Source organism: Photorhabdus sp. RM323S (genome assembly GCF_042879375.1).
GTDB lineage: Bacteria > Pseudomonadota > Gammaproteobacteria > Enterobacterales > Enterobacteriaceae > Photorhabdus > Photorhabdus tasmaniensis.
The window spans coordinates 1-14,282 of record NZ_JBHFKZ010000027.1 but is presented as its reverse complement, the minus strand read 5'-3'; the positions used below and the strand labels follow the sequence as shown (position 1 = coordinate 14,282).

Annotated in this window: 15 protein-coding genes; 3 read left to right on the top strand and 12 right to left on the bottom strand. The window is 42.4% G+C overall.

Features of this window, described 5'->3' with window-relative positions:
- Positions 1-303 precede the first annotated feature (303 nt).
- The 5 genes from lysS to xerD all read right to left on the bottom strand — a co-directional run bounded on the left by lysS (position 304) and on the right by xerD (position 6,438).
- Positions 304-1,818 carry a lysine--tRNA ligase gene (gene lysS, locus ACGF7G_RS12505; RefSeq protein WP_133815186.1) on the bottom strand — a complete coding sequence of 505 codons (1,515 nt, stop codon included), beginning with the start codon at positions 1,816-1,818 and terminating at the stop codon, positions 304-306.
- Between the two features lie 9 nt (positions 1,819-1,827).
- Positions 1,828-2,926, bottom strand: a protein-coding gene (prfB, locus tag ACGF7G_RS12500; RefSeq protein WP_133815187.1) for a peptide chain release factor 2 whose coding sequence is annotated in 2 segments (ribosomal slippage) — positions 1,828-2,850 and positions 2,852-2,926 — 1,098 coding nt in all. Because the reading frame shifts where the segments join, the coding sequence is not laid out codon by codon here.
- Between the two features lie 136 nt (positions 2,927-3,062).
- Complete coding sequence (gene recJ, locus ACGF7G_RS12495) at positions 3,063-4,796, bottom strand: single-stranded-DNA-specific exonuclease RecJ (protein WP_133815188.1); 1,734 nt, start codon at positions 4,794-4,796, stop codon at positions 3,063-3,065.
- Positions 4,797-4,801: 5 nt separating this feature from the next.
- Positions 4,802-5,503, bottom strand: coding sequence for a bifunctional protein-disulfide isomerase/oxidoreductase DsbC (gene dsbC / locus ACGF7G_RS12490; protein WP_133815189.1), 702 nt, complete (start codon positions 5,501-5,503; stop codon positions 4,802-4,804).
- Between the two features lie 23 nt (positions 5,504-5,526).
- Positions 5,527-6,438 (bottom strand): site-specific tyrosine recombinase XerD, encoded by a 912-nt coding sequence (gene xerD, locus ACGF7G_RS12485; RefSeq protein WP_339959302.1) that lies wholly within the window; start codon positions 6,436-6,438, stop codon positions 5,527-5,529.
- A gap of 106 nt (positions 6,439-6,544) precedes the next feature.
- On the opposite strand from xerD, the gene fldB reads away from it, so the two are divergent.
- The gene (fldB, locus tag ACGF7G_RS12480) at positions 6,545-7,063 is read left to right on the top strand and encodes a flavodoxin FldB (protein WP_133815386.1); all 519 of its coding nucleotides are present in this window, start codon (positions 6,545-6,547) and stop codon (positions 7,061-7,063) included.
- Positions 7,064-7,083: 20 nt separating this feature from the next.
- On the opposite strand, the gene ACGF7G_RS12475 is transcribed toward fldB, so the two are convergent.
- Positions 7,084-7,491 carry a protein YgfX gene (locus ACGF7G_RS12475; protein ID WP_133815190.1) on the bottom strand — a complete coding sequence of 136 codons (408 nt, stop codon included), beginning with the start codon at positions 7,489-7,491 and terminating at the stop codon, positions 7,084-7,086.
- Positions 7,472-7,738, bottom strand: a complete 267-nt coding sequence (gene sdhE / locus ACGF7G_RS12470; protein ID WP_133815191.1) for an FAD assembly factor SdhE — start codon at positions 7,736-7,738, stop codon at positions 7,472-7,474. Before sdhE ends, ACGF7G_RS12475 begins: the two co-directional genes overlap by 20 nt.
- A 176-nt stretch (positions 7,739-7,914) precedes the next feature.
- Here sdhE and ygfZ point away from each other — a divergent pair, with 176 nt between their 5' ends.
- The gene (gene ygfZ / locus ACGF7G_RS12465) at positions 7,915-8,904 is read left to right on the top strand and encodes a tRNA-modifying protein YgfZ (protein ID WP_133815192.1); all 990 of its coding nucleotides are present in this window, start codon (positions 7,915-7,917) and stop codon (positions 8,902-8,904) included.
- A 14-nt stretch (positions 8,905-8,918) separates the two neighbouring features.
- Positions 8,919-9,524 carry an HD domain-containing protein gene (locus ACGF7G_RS12460; RefSeq protein WP_133815193.1) on the top strand — a complete coding sequence of 202 codons (606 nt, stop codon included), beginning with the start codon at positions 8,919-8,921 and terminating at the stop codon, positions 9,522-9,524.
- 96 nt (positions 9,525-9,620) lie between these two features.
- Here the strand turns inward: ACGF7G_RS12460 and ACGF7G_RS12455 are convergent, their stop codons facing one another.
- The 5 genes from ACGF7G_RS12455 to ACGF7G_RS12435 form a co-directional block, all read right to left on the bottom strand.
- Positions 9,621-10,895 carry a hypothetical protein gene (locus ACGF7G_RS12455; protein ID WP_387465856.1) on the bottom strand — a complete coding sequence of 425 codons (1,275 nt, stop codon included), beginning with the start codon at positions 10,893-10,895 and terminating at the stop codon, positions 9,621-9,623.
- Between the two features lie 1,862 nt (positions 10,896-12,757).
- Complete coding sequence (locus ACGF7G_RS12450; protein ID WP_133815195.1) at positions 12,758-13,240, bottom strand: immunity 42 family protein; 483 nt, start codon at positions 13,238-13,240, stop codon at positions 12,758-12,760.
- A gap of 223 nt (positions 13,241-13,463) precedes the next feature.
- Positions 13,464-13,790, bottom strand: coding sequence for a hypothetical protein (locus tag ACGF7G_RS12445; protein WP_387465854.1), 327 nt, complete (start codon positions 13,788-13,790; stop codon positions 13,464-13,466).
- Positions 13,791-13,843: 53 nt separating this feature from the next.
- Positions 13,844-14,065 (bottom strand): Imm31 family immunity protein, encoded by a 222-nt coding sequence (locus ACGF7G_RS12440; protein WP_133814853.1) that lies wholly within the window; start codon positions 14,063-14,065, stop codon positions 13,844-13,846.
- Positions 14,062-14,282 (bottom strand): polymorphic toxin type 17 domain-containing protein (locus tag ACGF7G_RS12435; protein WP_387465852.1); only part of this gene is annotated, 221 nt, incomplete at its 5' end. The genes ACGF7G_RS12440 and ACGF7G_RS12435, both read right to left, overlap by 4 nt.

The following is a 14,282-nucleotide window of genomic DNA, read 5'->3' as shown; positions in this document are numbered from 1 at the left end:
GAGTAGAATCAATTATTGGAACTACCTATTTCCATGCTATTTTTCTCATTTTTTATTTATTAAAGGTAATGAGAAAGTTAGCTACCTTCACAACTCTCAGGTCGTAGGCTTGGGAAGCCCCTGCTCTGCTATTGAGCTACGCCCGCACTTGGATAGGATATAATACATTTTATTATAGCAACTCTATAGACACCAGCAAGCCATTACCTGTTTAAATTGCCTATATTTCAGGCAGTTGAAAATAAAAACTCCCCTGGCAGTTATGCTACAGGGGAGTTGAAATTTGAAACTTAATTAAAGCGGTTATTTCTGTGGGCGCATTGCCGGGAACAGAATAACGTCACGGATGGTATGGCTGTTAGTCAACAGCATGACCATACGGTCAATACCAATACCCAAACCTGCGGTTGGTGGCATACCGTGTTCCAGAGCCGTGACATAATCTTCATCGTAGAACATGGCTTCGTCATCACCTTCGTCTTTCTGACGAACCTGTTCAGCAAAGCGTTCTGCCTGATCTTCAGCGTCGTTCAATTCTGAGAAGCCGTTACCAATCTCACGTCCACCAATGAAGAATTCAAAACGGTCGGTGATAAACGGATTTTCATCGTTACGACGAGCCAAAGGAGAAACTTCTGCCGGATATTCCGTGATAAATGTTGGTTGAATCAGGTGGCTTTCAGCCGTTTCTTCGAAGATTTCACACTGAACGCGACCAAGGCCCCAACTTTTTTCCACTTCAATACCAAGTGATTCAGCGATAGCCACTGCTTTATCCATATCATCCAAATCCGTCATGTTGGTTTCAGGACGATATTTGCAAATCGCTTCTTTCATGGTCATTTGGGCAAATGGTTTACCAAAATCAAATTCCTGCTCGCCATATTTAACCAGCGTGCTACCCAAAACATTCTCAGTCAGGGTACGGAACAGCTCTTCGATCAAAACAATCAGATCTTGGTAATCCGCGTAAGCCATATAGAGTTCCATCATGGTGAACTCAGGGTTATGACGCGGAGAGACGCCTTCGTTACGGAAGTTACGGTTAATTTCAAATACACGTTCAAAACCACCGACAACCAGACGTTTCAGGTAAAGTTCCGGCGCAATACGCAGGTACATGTCAATATCCAGCGCATTGTGGTGAGTGATAAACGGACGGGCCGACGCACCACCCGGGATCACCTGCATCATTGGTGTTTCGACTTCCATAAAGCCTTTATTCACCATAAAGCTGCGCAGGACGGATAAAACCTGAGAGCGGATTTGGAAAGTTTTGCGCGATTCTTCGTTAGCGATCAGATCCAGATAACGCTGGCGGTAACGGGTTTCTTGATCAGCCAGCCCGTGGAATTTATCCGGCAATGGGCGCAGCGCTTTTGTCAGCAGACGCAGTTCAGTACAGTGAATGGAAAGTTCGCCGGTTTTGGTTTTAAACAGTTTGCCGCGAGCGCCCAGAATGTCTCCCAGGTCCCATTTTTTAAACTGTTCGTTATAAATACCTTCCGGCAGATCGTCACGGGCAACGTATAACTGAATACGACCGCCCATATCTTGTAGTGTTACGAAAGAAGCCTTCCCCATGATACGACGGGTCATCATACGACCACCAACCGTCACTTCAATATTCAGTGCTTCTAACTCTTCCTGAGTTTTGTCGTCGTATTGCGCGTGCAAATCTCCTGAAATGTTTTCACGACGGAAATCATTCGGGAAAGTCATCCCTTTCTCCCGTAAAGCCGCCAGTTTCTCGCGGCGGGTTTGCAGTTCATTATTTAAATCGGGAGCCTGTTCTGCCCCCTGTTGTTGTTGTGACATATTAGTTCCTCATAAGCCAGCTTTAAGGCTTGCTTCAATGAATTTGTCCAGATCACCATCCAGCACAGATTGTGTATTGCGGGTTTCAACGCCTGTGCGCAAGTCTTTGATCCGTGAGTCATCCAGAACATAAGAGCGGATTTGGCTGCCCCAGCCGATATCCGATTTATTCTCTTCCATAACCTGTTTATCAGCATTTTTCTTCTGCATTTCCAGCTCATACAGCTTTGCTTTCAACTGTTTCATGGCTTGGTCTTTGTTTTTATGCTGAGAGCGATCATTCTGACACTGAGTCACAATGTTGGTTGGAATATGGGTAATACGCACCGCAGATTCGGTTTTGTTAACGTGCTGACCACCCGCGCCTGATGCGCGATACACGTCGATACGTAAGTCTGCCGGGTTGATTTCAATATCAATATCATCATCCACTTCAGGATAGATGAATGCAGAACTGAATGAAGTGTGGCGACGACCACCGGAATCAAATGGGCTTTTACGTACCAAACGGTGAACTCCGGTTTCAGTACGCAGCCAACCATAAGCATAATCGCCCATGATCTTGATGGTTGCTGATTTCAGGCCGGCAACTTCACCATCGGATTCTTCGATGATCTCAGTTTTAAAACCTTTGGATTCAGCCCAGCGCAGGTACATACGCATCAGCATACTTGCCCAATCCTGCGCTTCGGTACCACCAGAACCTGCCTGTAAATCAAGGTAGCAGTTAGCACTGTCATACTCACCAGAGAACATACGGCGAAATTCTAACTGGCCCAGTTTGCCTTCAAGCTGTTCCAGTTCTGCTACAGCTTCATTAAACGTCTCTTCATCGTCAGCTTCTACCGCCAGTTCTAACAAGCCTTGTACATCTTCCAAACCTTGTTCAAGCTGAACGATAGTCTCAACAATCTCTTCCAGTGAGGAGCGTTCCTTACCCAAAGCCTGTGCCCGCTCCGGCTCACTCCAGACACCAGGCTGTTCCAGTTCGGCGTTAACTTCTTCTAAACGTTCTTTCTTGGCATCGTAGTCAAAGATACCCCCTCAGAACCATTGTCCGTTCAGACATGTCCTGAATGTGGTTTTTTACCGGATTAATTTCAAACATATTTTAGTGTCTTACGTTGTGTAGTCGTAGATAAATGGGATATTTTTCGAACCGCGCATTGTAACGGATTTGGCAAAGGGTTTATAGCATTTCAATAGATTTGTCACGTATTCAAACGAGAATACGTGACTATTTTTTAATAGGGCCAAAGATGCTGGATCAAAAGTTGTACATTACGGTTGCCCCGGAATTCATTAACATCCAGTTTATAGGCAAGTTCTACTTCACGGACGCTGTTGTCCGGCCAACGAGCAGGATCGATATTGAACGCGATACCATCCAGCATCGGCCCACCATTTAATGGTTCTACCATCACTTTTAAATGACGTTCTCCCACAATGCGTTGTTGCAGCAACCTGAATTTACCGTCAAAAACCGGTTCCGGGAAAGCTTGCCCCCAAGGGCCGCCATCACGCAATATTTCAGCAACGTCCAATGACAGTTCATTCATTGCCAACTCGCCATCACTCCAGATGACACCTTCAAGTTGCGAAATATCCAGCCAGTCCGCCATCAGCGTGGAAAAGTGATGCTGGAATTGTTCAAATTTATCCTGTTCAAGTGACAGGCCGGCAGCCATTGCATGACCACCAAATTTCAGTATCAGCCCCGGATTTAACGTATCAAGTCGTTCAAGGGCATCACGCATATGCAGTCCCTGAACTGAACGGCCTGAACCTTTCAAAATGCCATTACCTGCCGGTGCAAAGGCGATAACAGGCCGATGAAAACGTTCTTTAATTCGGGAAGCCAAAATTCCCACCACCCCCTGATGCCATTCAGGATGATAGAGCGCCAGACCATAAGGCAATTCAGTGCGGGTACGTTCAAGTTTGTCGCAGATTTGTAATGCTTCCTGCTGCATTCCCTGCTCTATTTCACGACGGGTGTGGTTAAGGCTGTCCAGTTCGCAAGCTATCTGACGGGCCTTTGCCATATCGTCAGTGAGCAATAAAGCGACGCCAATGGACATATCATCCAAACGGCCGGCGGCATTCAACCTTGGTCCAAGAAAGAAACCCAAATCGCTGGCGGCCAGCTTATAAGCATCACGTTTAGAAACTTCCAGTAATGCGCGGATCCCCGCACAGCAGCGCCCTGCGCGAATACGGTTTAATCCCTGATAAACCAGAATCCGGTTATTGGTATCCAAAGGGACAACATCAGCAACAGTGCCCAATGCAACCAGATCCAGCATTTCTGCCAGATTCGGCAGCGCCATTCCCTGTTTTTCAAACCATTGTTCTTTTCTCAGCGCAGCTCTTAGAGCAGACATCAGATAAAAGGTGACGCCAACCCCCGCCAATGATTTAGACGGGAAGGAACAATCGGACAAATTGGGGTTAATAATGGCCTCTGCGGCGGGCAGAATTTCACCCGGCAGGTGATGGTCAGTCACAATCACTTTCATATGATGCTGATGTGCAGCCACAACGCCTTCATGGGAAGAGATACCGTTATCCACCGTAATAATCAAGTCAGCGCCTTTTTTGACAACCTCTTCTACCACCTGTGGGCTTAAACCATAACCATCTTCGAAACGATTTGGCACCAGATAATCAAGATTACGGTAGCCCATCGCCCATAGCGAGCGGATCGCCAGTGCCGTACTGGTTGCACCATCAGCATCAAAATCACCGACAATAACAATGCGCCAGTGTTCATGAAGTGCGGTCAACAATAGTGTTACCGCCTGTTCCACACCACTCAGATGCTGGTAATTCAGTAATCCCTGAACACTGCGTTCCAATTCATTAGCTTGCTGGATGCCACGGATGGCATATAAACGGCGCAATAATGGATGAATCTGTGGTGGAAGATGACTATCATCCACCGCCGGGCGGCGGCGGAGTTGTGTTTCAATATTCACTAAACTTATTTACCACGCTGATCTAATGCTTTTGCCAGCGCTTCCGGCGGCATATATCCACCTAACAGGCTGCCATCTTTAAGAATAATTGCCGGTGTTCCCTGTACACCAAACTGGACTCCCAATTTATAATGGTTAGCGATATCCACCTTACAATCCTTGATTGGCGAAATGCTCTCATTTTTAAACGCAGCATCCAGTGACTTTTGTGGTGTTGCACTGCACCAGATAGATTGCATATCTTTAGCGGACTGATGCTGCATCCCCTGACGTGGGAATGCCAGATAGCGAACAGTAATGCCAAGTTTATTGTACTCTTTCATCTCTCCATGCAATTTATGGCAGTAACCACAGGTAATATCAGTGAAAACAGTCACAACATGCTTCTCTTTCGGCGCTTTGTAAACAATCATTTGGTCTTTCATCGCCTCCAGCTTTTTCATCAACAATTGATTACTGACATTCACCGGAGTGCTGCCACTGACGTCGTAAATCGGCCCTTGTAATAAATATTTGCCGTCATCAGACAGATAAATGATACCTTGCTCGGTCACTATCGTATTTAAGCCCGCAATCGGTGATGGCTGGATATTTTCTGCTTTGATCCCCAGCTTTTGCATCGTCCTATGAACTTCACCATCATCAGCAAACGCATTTCCACTTAAAAAGGCCAGCAAAAGAGGGAAACATAACACGCTTTTTTTCATTTTCAGTTCCTTTAAATCCATGCTCACCCACGCGGATGATGTTGTTGATGTAACAATCTAAGCCGCTCGGTTGCGACATGTGTATATATTTGTGTTGTGGATAGATCGCTATGTCCCAGCAACATCTGCACAACCCGTAAATCAGCACCATGATTAAGCAAATGCGTTGCAAATGCATGGCGCAAAACATGAGGAGATAACCGTTCAGTATCAATCCCGGCCAATACAGCATAGTGTTTAATGCGATGCCAAAAAGTCTGGCGGGTCATTTGCCGCCCCCGGTTGCTGGGAAAAAGCACATCCAGTGTTGCACCATTCAACAACCCAGCTCTCCCATACTCTAGGTAATTCTCTAGCCAGTAAACAGCCTCTTCTCCTAAAGGTACCAATCGTTCTTTATTCCCTTTACCGATGACTCTCACCGCGCCTTGGCGCAAACTGACATCAGACAGTGTTAACCCCACTAGCTCAGATACCCGCAAGCCACAAGCATAAAGCACTTCAAGCATCGCCTTATCCCTTAACTCCACAGGCTGATCTGTGCAAGGTGCATTAAGCAAATTTTCTACCTGCTTTTCACTTAAATCTTTCGGCAACCGCTTGGGTAATTTCGGTGCAGATAAAAGCGCTGTCGGATCATCTTCCCGCATTTTTTCCCGGTAAAAATAGAGAAACAACTGACGCATGGCGCTCAATAAACGTGCTGAGCTACTGGCTTTATACCCTCCATCCACCCGTTCTGCCAGAAAAGACTGCAAATCAATCGCCTGGACAGATAATAAATCATGACCATGATGTATCAACCAATTATCCAGCGCCTGTAAATCCAACCGGTAAGAAACCAATGTATTTTCCGCCAGATCATGTTCCAGCCAAATAGCATCAAGAAATTGTTCTATCAGTGGATCTGTCAACTGAGTTTGTTGTTTTGACACGAAACTCTTCCCTTAAATCTGCACATCTCTGCTGGCTATTATGCCTGAAAAAGCAATTATTCTGTTACAATGCCCTCCAGATATTCAAAAACCATAATGATTAATGATGAAGATTGGTCTTTTTTACGGCTCCAGCACCTGCTACACCGAAATGGTAGCAGAGAAAATCCGCGATATCCTCGGCGAAGATTTGGTTGATCTCCACGACATTAAAGAGGCAACACCGGAATTAATGGAAACGTATTCGGTGCTGATTCTCGGCATCCCAACATGGGATTTTGGCGAATTGCAGGAAGATTGGCTGGTTATCTGGGATCAACTTCCTTCTCTTAATTTACAGGGAAAAATCGTCGCCATGTACGGTATGGGTGATCAAATTGATTACGGCGAATGGTTCCTTGATGCTCTTGGTATGCTATATCACCATTTACTTCCTTCTGGTGTACATTTCATTGGCTTTTGGCCCACAGAAGGTTATGAATTTACCAGCCCGAAGCCATTAACTGATAATGGTTCACAATTTGTCGGGCTGGCTCTGGATGACGTAAACCAATTTGAGCAAACTGATGATCGTTTATCACAATGGTGTATGCAAATCCTGCAAGAAATGGAACCTTTACTTTAATCAGGGCAATTTCAGCTCAATCAGGTATCAGGATATTGCAATAATAGTTGGTTGATACTCCTCCACTCATCCTGTGGCATGCTATCAGATGTTATCCATAAACGGATTTTTTTCCGGTTATAACCAGATTGCGCAGTGATTAGCACGCCATAGCGGCACATCCACGGCTGCCGGATAATTTGCCATTCATGTTTTTTCCATTGCAACTTATTATTATTGAGCAGAACCAAAGGCCCTTGTAATTTACGGATATTTTTCTGACTACGTCCCCAACTGGCAATAATCAACAGTACCAAAGGAAGCCAGAAAATGGAGTCATCCGCCGGCCACGGAGCCAACAATACGATAAGCGCTATTGCACCATGAATGCAGGTGGAAATAAGCTGGGTATTCCAGGATACCCTGAGATCACATTTCCACAGGACCACGAGCTTTATTTCTATTCTGAATAAGTTTAATCATGCGGAATAGCGCCTCATCTTCCGGACGTCCATGATTCATCAACCAGTTGAACAGATCAGGATCAGCGCATTCAAGTAAGCGAATAAAAAGTTGTTTATCATCATCACTCAGTGAGTCATATTCATGCTTAAAAAACGGCATAATTGAAATATCCAACTCACGCATTCCACGCCGACATGCCCAATGTATACGTGCTTTATTATCAATATCCATGTTCAAAAAATCCCCTTTTTAATTCTCATTGTTTATCTTAAAACCATCAGCCATTAAATCGCCCGGCAAACTCATGCATCATGCCAGCTAATAGCAATAATAACTACTTGCATTGTGCTTCAGCTCTTTTACCATTATGCATCATTGGCTCAAATATCTGACTGGCAGGATGTGTCATGACTTATAAAACTCCGTTTTCTTCACAATCTCCATTGTCTTCATCAACTCTTCCCCTGACGTTAATCTCTCTGGATGACTGGGGTCTGGTAACCGCAACCGGACCGGATGCCGAAAAATATCTGCAAGGTCAGGTGACAGCAGATATTTCTGCTCTTGCAGCGAATCAACATGTGCTCAGTGCACATTGTGACGCAAAAGGCAAAATGTGGAGCAATCTGCGTCTCTTTCATCGTGGTGAAAGCCTTGCTTATATTGAACGCCGCAGTGTGCTGGAAAACCAGCTTAAGGAGCTGAAAAAATATGCAATATTCGCTAAAGTTACACTAGTTCAGGATGAAAATGCGGTACTGCTAGGTGTCGCAGGTAAAGGCTGCCGTGAAGCTCTAAGCAACATTTTCCCTGCACTGCCGGGTGCGGATAATGCTGTAGTTCAACATGAAGCCACTACTTTGCTCCATTTTGCCTTGCCGTCTGAGCGGTTCCTTCTGGTTACAGACACTGCCACTGTTGAACAGCTAATAGAAAAACTTCAAGCCCAACTTAATAGCAGCGAACAGTGGTTGGCGCTGGATATTGAAGCCGGTTTCCCGGTCATTGATACCGCCAACAGCGCGCAGTTTATTCCACAGGCAACTAACCTCCAGGCATTCGTGGGGGGTATCTGTTTTAAAAAAGGTTGTTATACCGGTCAGGAAATGGTGGCTCGTGCTAAATATCGCGGCGCAAATAAACGCGCAATGTACTGGCTGGTGGGTAGTGCTGCCAAAATGCCGGCGGCTGGTGATGATCTGGAATGGCAACTGGGAGATAAATGGCGGAGAACGGGTACCGTTTTAACTGCTGTTAGATTGAATGACAATAGTATTTGGGTGCAGGTCGTCATGAATAATGATATGGAAAGTCATAGCGTGTTCCGAGTCCGTGGCGATGAAGAACATTCACTGGCCATTCAGCCACTGCCTTATTCCCTTGTTGAAGAAAAATAGTTTATGAGGTTTGTATGTCGTTAGCAGTGCCTGCCGTTGATTTTGGCCCTTTTACGGATGTGATCGGTTTTTTGATGGAGCTGGATAAACTGAAAAGAGTTCAGCGACGCACTAAGTTATTGGATAACCACCGTCAGGAAAATTCAGCAGAACATAGCTGGCATTTTGCTATCGCTGCGATGAGTTTTGCGCCGTATGTGAAAGAAGTCGATATTCAGCGGGTTATCCAGATGGCATTGATTCACGATATCGTTGAAATCGATGCTGGTGATGTGATGGTTTATGATTTAGCTGCCCGTGAAGCCATTCACGATCAGGAAGTTAAAGCCGCTAACCGTCTTTTTGGCTTGCTACCCGAAACTCAAAAAAATCACTTTATGTCACTTTGGCAAGAATACGAAGCAGGAGAAAGTCAGGATGCCCGTTTTGCTATTACGCTGGATAGATTAATGCCGATTCTGATGAATCTGCATAATAAGGGCCAAAGCTGGGTGGAAAACGATATTCGTCTTGAGCAGGTGCTGAATCGCAATCAATTTATTGCCGATGTCTATCCTGAATTCTGGCAATATCTGCTGCCACAATTAGAATCTGCTCAAAAGAAAGGCTGGTTGAAGTAACTTTTTTCCAATAATTTTATACTACAAATTCAGTGCGCCATATAAAGAATATGGCGCGCAAAATCAGACTTATCTCATTCCTGCACCACTCAGGATTCACTTTGGCTGGCCGTTGATAATTATCTTACCAGATATACCTTCATCTCCTGGTTTTCCCTCAGAGCCATCTTGACCCGATGCGCCTGGTTGGCCATTGTTCTCGAATCCGCTATTATTTACTCCACCTTCTCCGCCGTTCCCGCCTTTTCCGCCACTCCCCCCCTTCCCACCATCACCTCTATATGACAGAGCATTAATTATTGGCTGACCGTCGGAGAAACCAATATATATGTTACCACTGTCTCCACCTTTACCCCCATCTCCTCCATCCCCTCCATCTCCGCCATTCCCCCCGTTTCCTCCAGATCCGGAACGACACTTGCTTGTTTTATTGTTAGCATCACTCCCATTTCCGCCATTTCCGCCATTCCCCCCGTTCCCCCCATTTCCGCCATTTCCGCCGTTTCCACCACGACCACCCAGTGATAGCGCATTGACTAACCCTGTAATAGATTGAACCGTAACAGTTACGTCATTTGCATCTCCAGCGCGTCCGCCATTCCCCCCTGATACTCCCGCAGAACTGCTGGTTCCATCTGTACCTGATGTGGATTGAACTGCGCAGCTGTTTTTACCCTCTTTACCCGCACTACCATTGCTGCCATTAATCCCATTATTTCCTGGTGCCCCCGCTGAATTATCGATTCCATCAGTACCTTTATTGACAATGCCCTGCTTTCTATCAGTTCCATGTCCTATAACACAGTTCGCTTCGATGCTACCGTTAGTGCGGTAAATAATTTGACCTCCTTGCTCAAAGATTATCTGGTCATACACCAAAGTAACCGGCTCACCATAGTCATCGTTATCTTCAACAATCACTGGATTATCTGCGGTAACAGTAATACTTTCGCCACTGTATAGCGCAATCTTCATCGGGAAGCGTTTAGCATTAAGTATTTCTTCATAATCTTTGACCAAAGCAGAATCACTATAGATATAGGCCCGAAAAGCTTTGCACAAGTCAATATGATTACCCGGGACATTTGCCAGCCGTTCAGCAGAAAACGGTTCGGGCAACGGATGGTGGGGTTCCATTCTGCCAGGACCATACTGACTGTCAGGCACACCGCCGAGTTCCTTCAACTCTTGTATGGTTTGTACCGTAAAGAATGCCGGGGGCACAGTCGCTGTCTTCGGATCGTTAGAAAATACTACTTTGCCGTCAAAATCCGAGGTCTTAAGTTGCTTTGGCTGCCGCTCTATACCAACCAGATGATGATACTGATGTAATACGGCTAAAGTTTCAGTAAAAGTCTTCATTTTACTCATGGGAATTCTCCTGAGTTTAAGTTTATACATTTAGGATAGTTTCATATATCAGTTGTCCATCTGACCAAATTCCAAAGTATCTACCGCTATTACTACCGGTTGTGACACTAAATTGCTCATAGTCAAAATCTTGCCCTTGGCTAATCACCAGATTAGCCATAGCGAAAACTTCGATTTTTTCTGGTAAAGGATATAGGCACTTCAACAACAGGTATGCCAGAAAAATAATTCCTATGGGAATTAATTAGGTAAGTATTTATTCACTTTACAGAAAGCGATTGGATGCAATATTTGAATTATACAATTTAATCTTCCACTTTTTCCATTAGTTATAGAGAGTATTTACGTGATATATCACTACCTTTTAATGCGTGCTGATTAAGAATTTCAATTTTATATTTATCTCATTAGGTATTATTAGGAAATACAAATAAAAACAACAAGTATGATTTTTTTCAAAAATCACAACAAGATAGAAACCTATAAATATTATTGAATAATTAAATTATGAATGTGATTTAAATTAATGGTGAAAAATAATTCCTCTTTGCGAAAATAAGACTTTTTTACGAACAAGACTGATTAAAGCAGTGTAAAACAAGTTTAATCTGACGTATTTACGGTTTTACATAATAACACTGCAAGTAACCCGATTCGTATTCTATTAAATCATTCATTTGAGAGTTTTCTATGATCAATGATTTAACTGGTTTATGACAAAGTTTATTGTCAGTTGAAAACATTATTAAAGTCGGTTCCTTTGGAAAAATAAATTGTCTGATTAAACCATTCATGTTTTTATTTATCCTTTTTTCCGGGGTATGTAAGCATTAATAAAACCAATTATTTTTCTCATCTTTCACTGATAATTTTATGATGGGCAGATTTTAAGTTGTTATTAAAAGCCATTTTTTTAACCTCGGGTTTTAATCGGTATAATCAGGTTTTAACCATTGTTTTTACTACTTTTAACACCTGTTTTTTCTTAAGTTTAATCATCATAGTATATTGTGTTTTACTTTTAACCAACTTTAATCATACCCATTTTTTATCTTTACTGACGTTGTTTTGCTGGCAATTTTTAGTAGTTTTCATAAGTCATACTCATTTGTTTTATCTTCATAAATCAACCTGTAAATAGTCTGATGGTATAAAGATGCTATTTTATATTTTATCGGATAATATTCTTTTTCTCACTGATTTTTTAACTCTCTTTTAATGGTTAATGAGCTTCAATTAAATATAATTAATAATCATTTTAAAAAGTTTTACTTATAGTTAAATCCGTCTTTTATATAAAACCTTTAATATCTCTGTTTTAGTGCTTTTAAATGGTTATGGCAGGTTAGGTAAATGTAAAATAAGCGGAGGGTAGCATTGTTGATAAATACATTAAACATGACAGGGAATAAGCCGTTTTTAGTCACTCTGTACCTTTTAAAAATCTGGCATTAATGGATGTCTGTTTTTTTTACCCTTAGTTAACTAATTGCCCAAAAAGAGAAAATAAGCAGAAAGAGAAAATAGACCATATTAAAAATATGAAATCTTGTCCCAGTTATTAGGATTGAGATAATTATTTGAAACTTATAAAAAAGAACTCCAATTCTGGCCGGGGTAAATTGAGTTTATTTACTGTCAACTTCTCCAAAAAGTGCACCTATACAACAGCCCTAAATCGTTCTGGTTTTCTGTGGTCACAAATTGGCTGGGCTGAGATGGTTGGAATCTTTAATCCTAACTCTGCATCAGACTGATAAATAGAAAATATTCATCCTTATTTGATTGATAAGTAAATATTAACATAAAGTTAAAGTAATCCCAGCCGTAGCTGACTGGGATTAGCGTTTTATCTAGACTTACTAGTCACCAGTAAATATTTTGGTTAGCGGACATTGTGACATTTTTTGAATTACAGAATGAACTGTACCGGCAGGTAATAAAGTCTCTTTTATTGTACTCCCATCATCAACACTCCAAATTAGGCGATCATTTTGGCTTGTTTTCATAAAGTAAATATAATAGCCATTATCCCCCATTGCAGTACAAGTCATATCAAACAAGCTATCAATAAGATCTTCTCCTTCTCCTGTAAAATAACTTTCTGCATTTTTGTATAAAGTAATAGGATCAAAGGGAATATCATTACATGCCAACTCATCTATTTTCATATTTGAGTAAAAGCCAATTGTTGTCCTTAATTCGAAAACATCAACAATGTCAAATAATCTATTTCCTTCTAAATAGAAAGAAAATACTCCATTTTTCCAAAAGCTATCTGGAGAGTTCCATGACTCAACAATGTCAAATTGAAGAGAAAAGTAAAATGGATCACCATAAATCACTTTAGTTTCACTCCTAGTTTTTTCTGAATATCACTTGGCACCTGTTTGCTTGTTAAGGAATTGTTAATATCTCCGGAGCTGCCATTCCAATGATATTCTCCGTTAGTTCCTTCGAATCGGTGAACGTTACCGTTCTTATCTACTGAGAACCGAACCTCTTTATTGTTATAGTTTTTTGAGCTTGGTATAGAGTTTTCAAAAAGAATTAGAGAGTCTCTAGGTTCTATTCCTGCATTTTTGCGATTTCCATCCCTCCGGGAGTATGTTTAGGATTTGATTTGTAAGTTAGCCCATTAGAAGCGACTATTGGCTCCGGTACCGGTATTGCGCTTCCTCGGTGTTTCCCAACAATCGAAGCAATTGAAACCTTACTACCAATAGCACCACCAATACCGGCAGATTCTACCGCTTCTTTGGCTATCAGGGCACCTTTTTCCCTGGCGGGCAGGGCGTTATATAACCAAGATTGAGAGTAAGTGCTAAAGAGTTCCCTATCTTGTGATAGGGAATCTGTATTAGGAAGATAGGCACTATAATAGCGGTCACTCAATAGCAATTGAGTGACCGGCTAGTCCTTAATACATCAGGCTATTACACTTAATCTTAATAAAAATCTTCGCGTTTAAATTTCTTTCCTGTTGGTTCAAGTTCATCAGGCTCAAAACATACAACATATTCGTAGCCATCAACTCTGGCAGCATAACCATAAAGTATACCGTCTTCTTCGCTTATTCCAACAATAACACCATTCCTACCAATGAATTCTGGGCGACCTTTAGAAGATACTATTTTAACTTCTTGAAAAAAATCTATTTTATTTATCATTTATGTGTAATTTTCCCATCAAGTGAAACATTTAAGTGTTTACCATCTCTACTCGCCCAGCCTAGTTGAGCTTTACCTTGTGATGAAAGTTGGACATCCCATTCAAAAGGTTGTCCTTGAGTTCTGGAAGGCCCTTTTGTCCATTCGTTACCAAACTTATCTATATAGCCTTTATTTATACCTCTACGTAAAGGCGAATTAGGAATATAATCTTCTG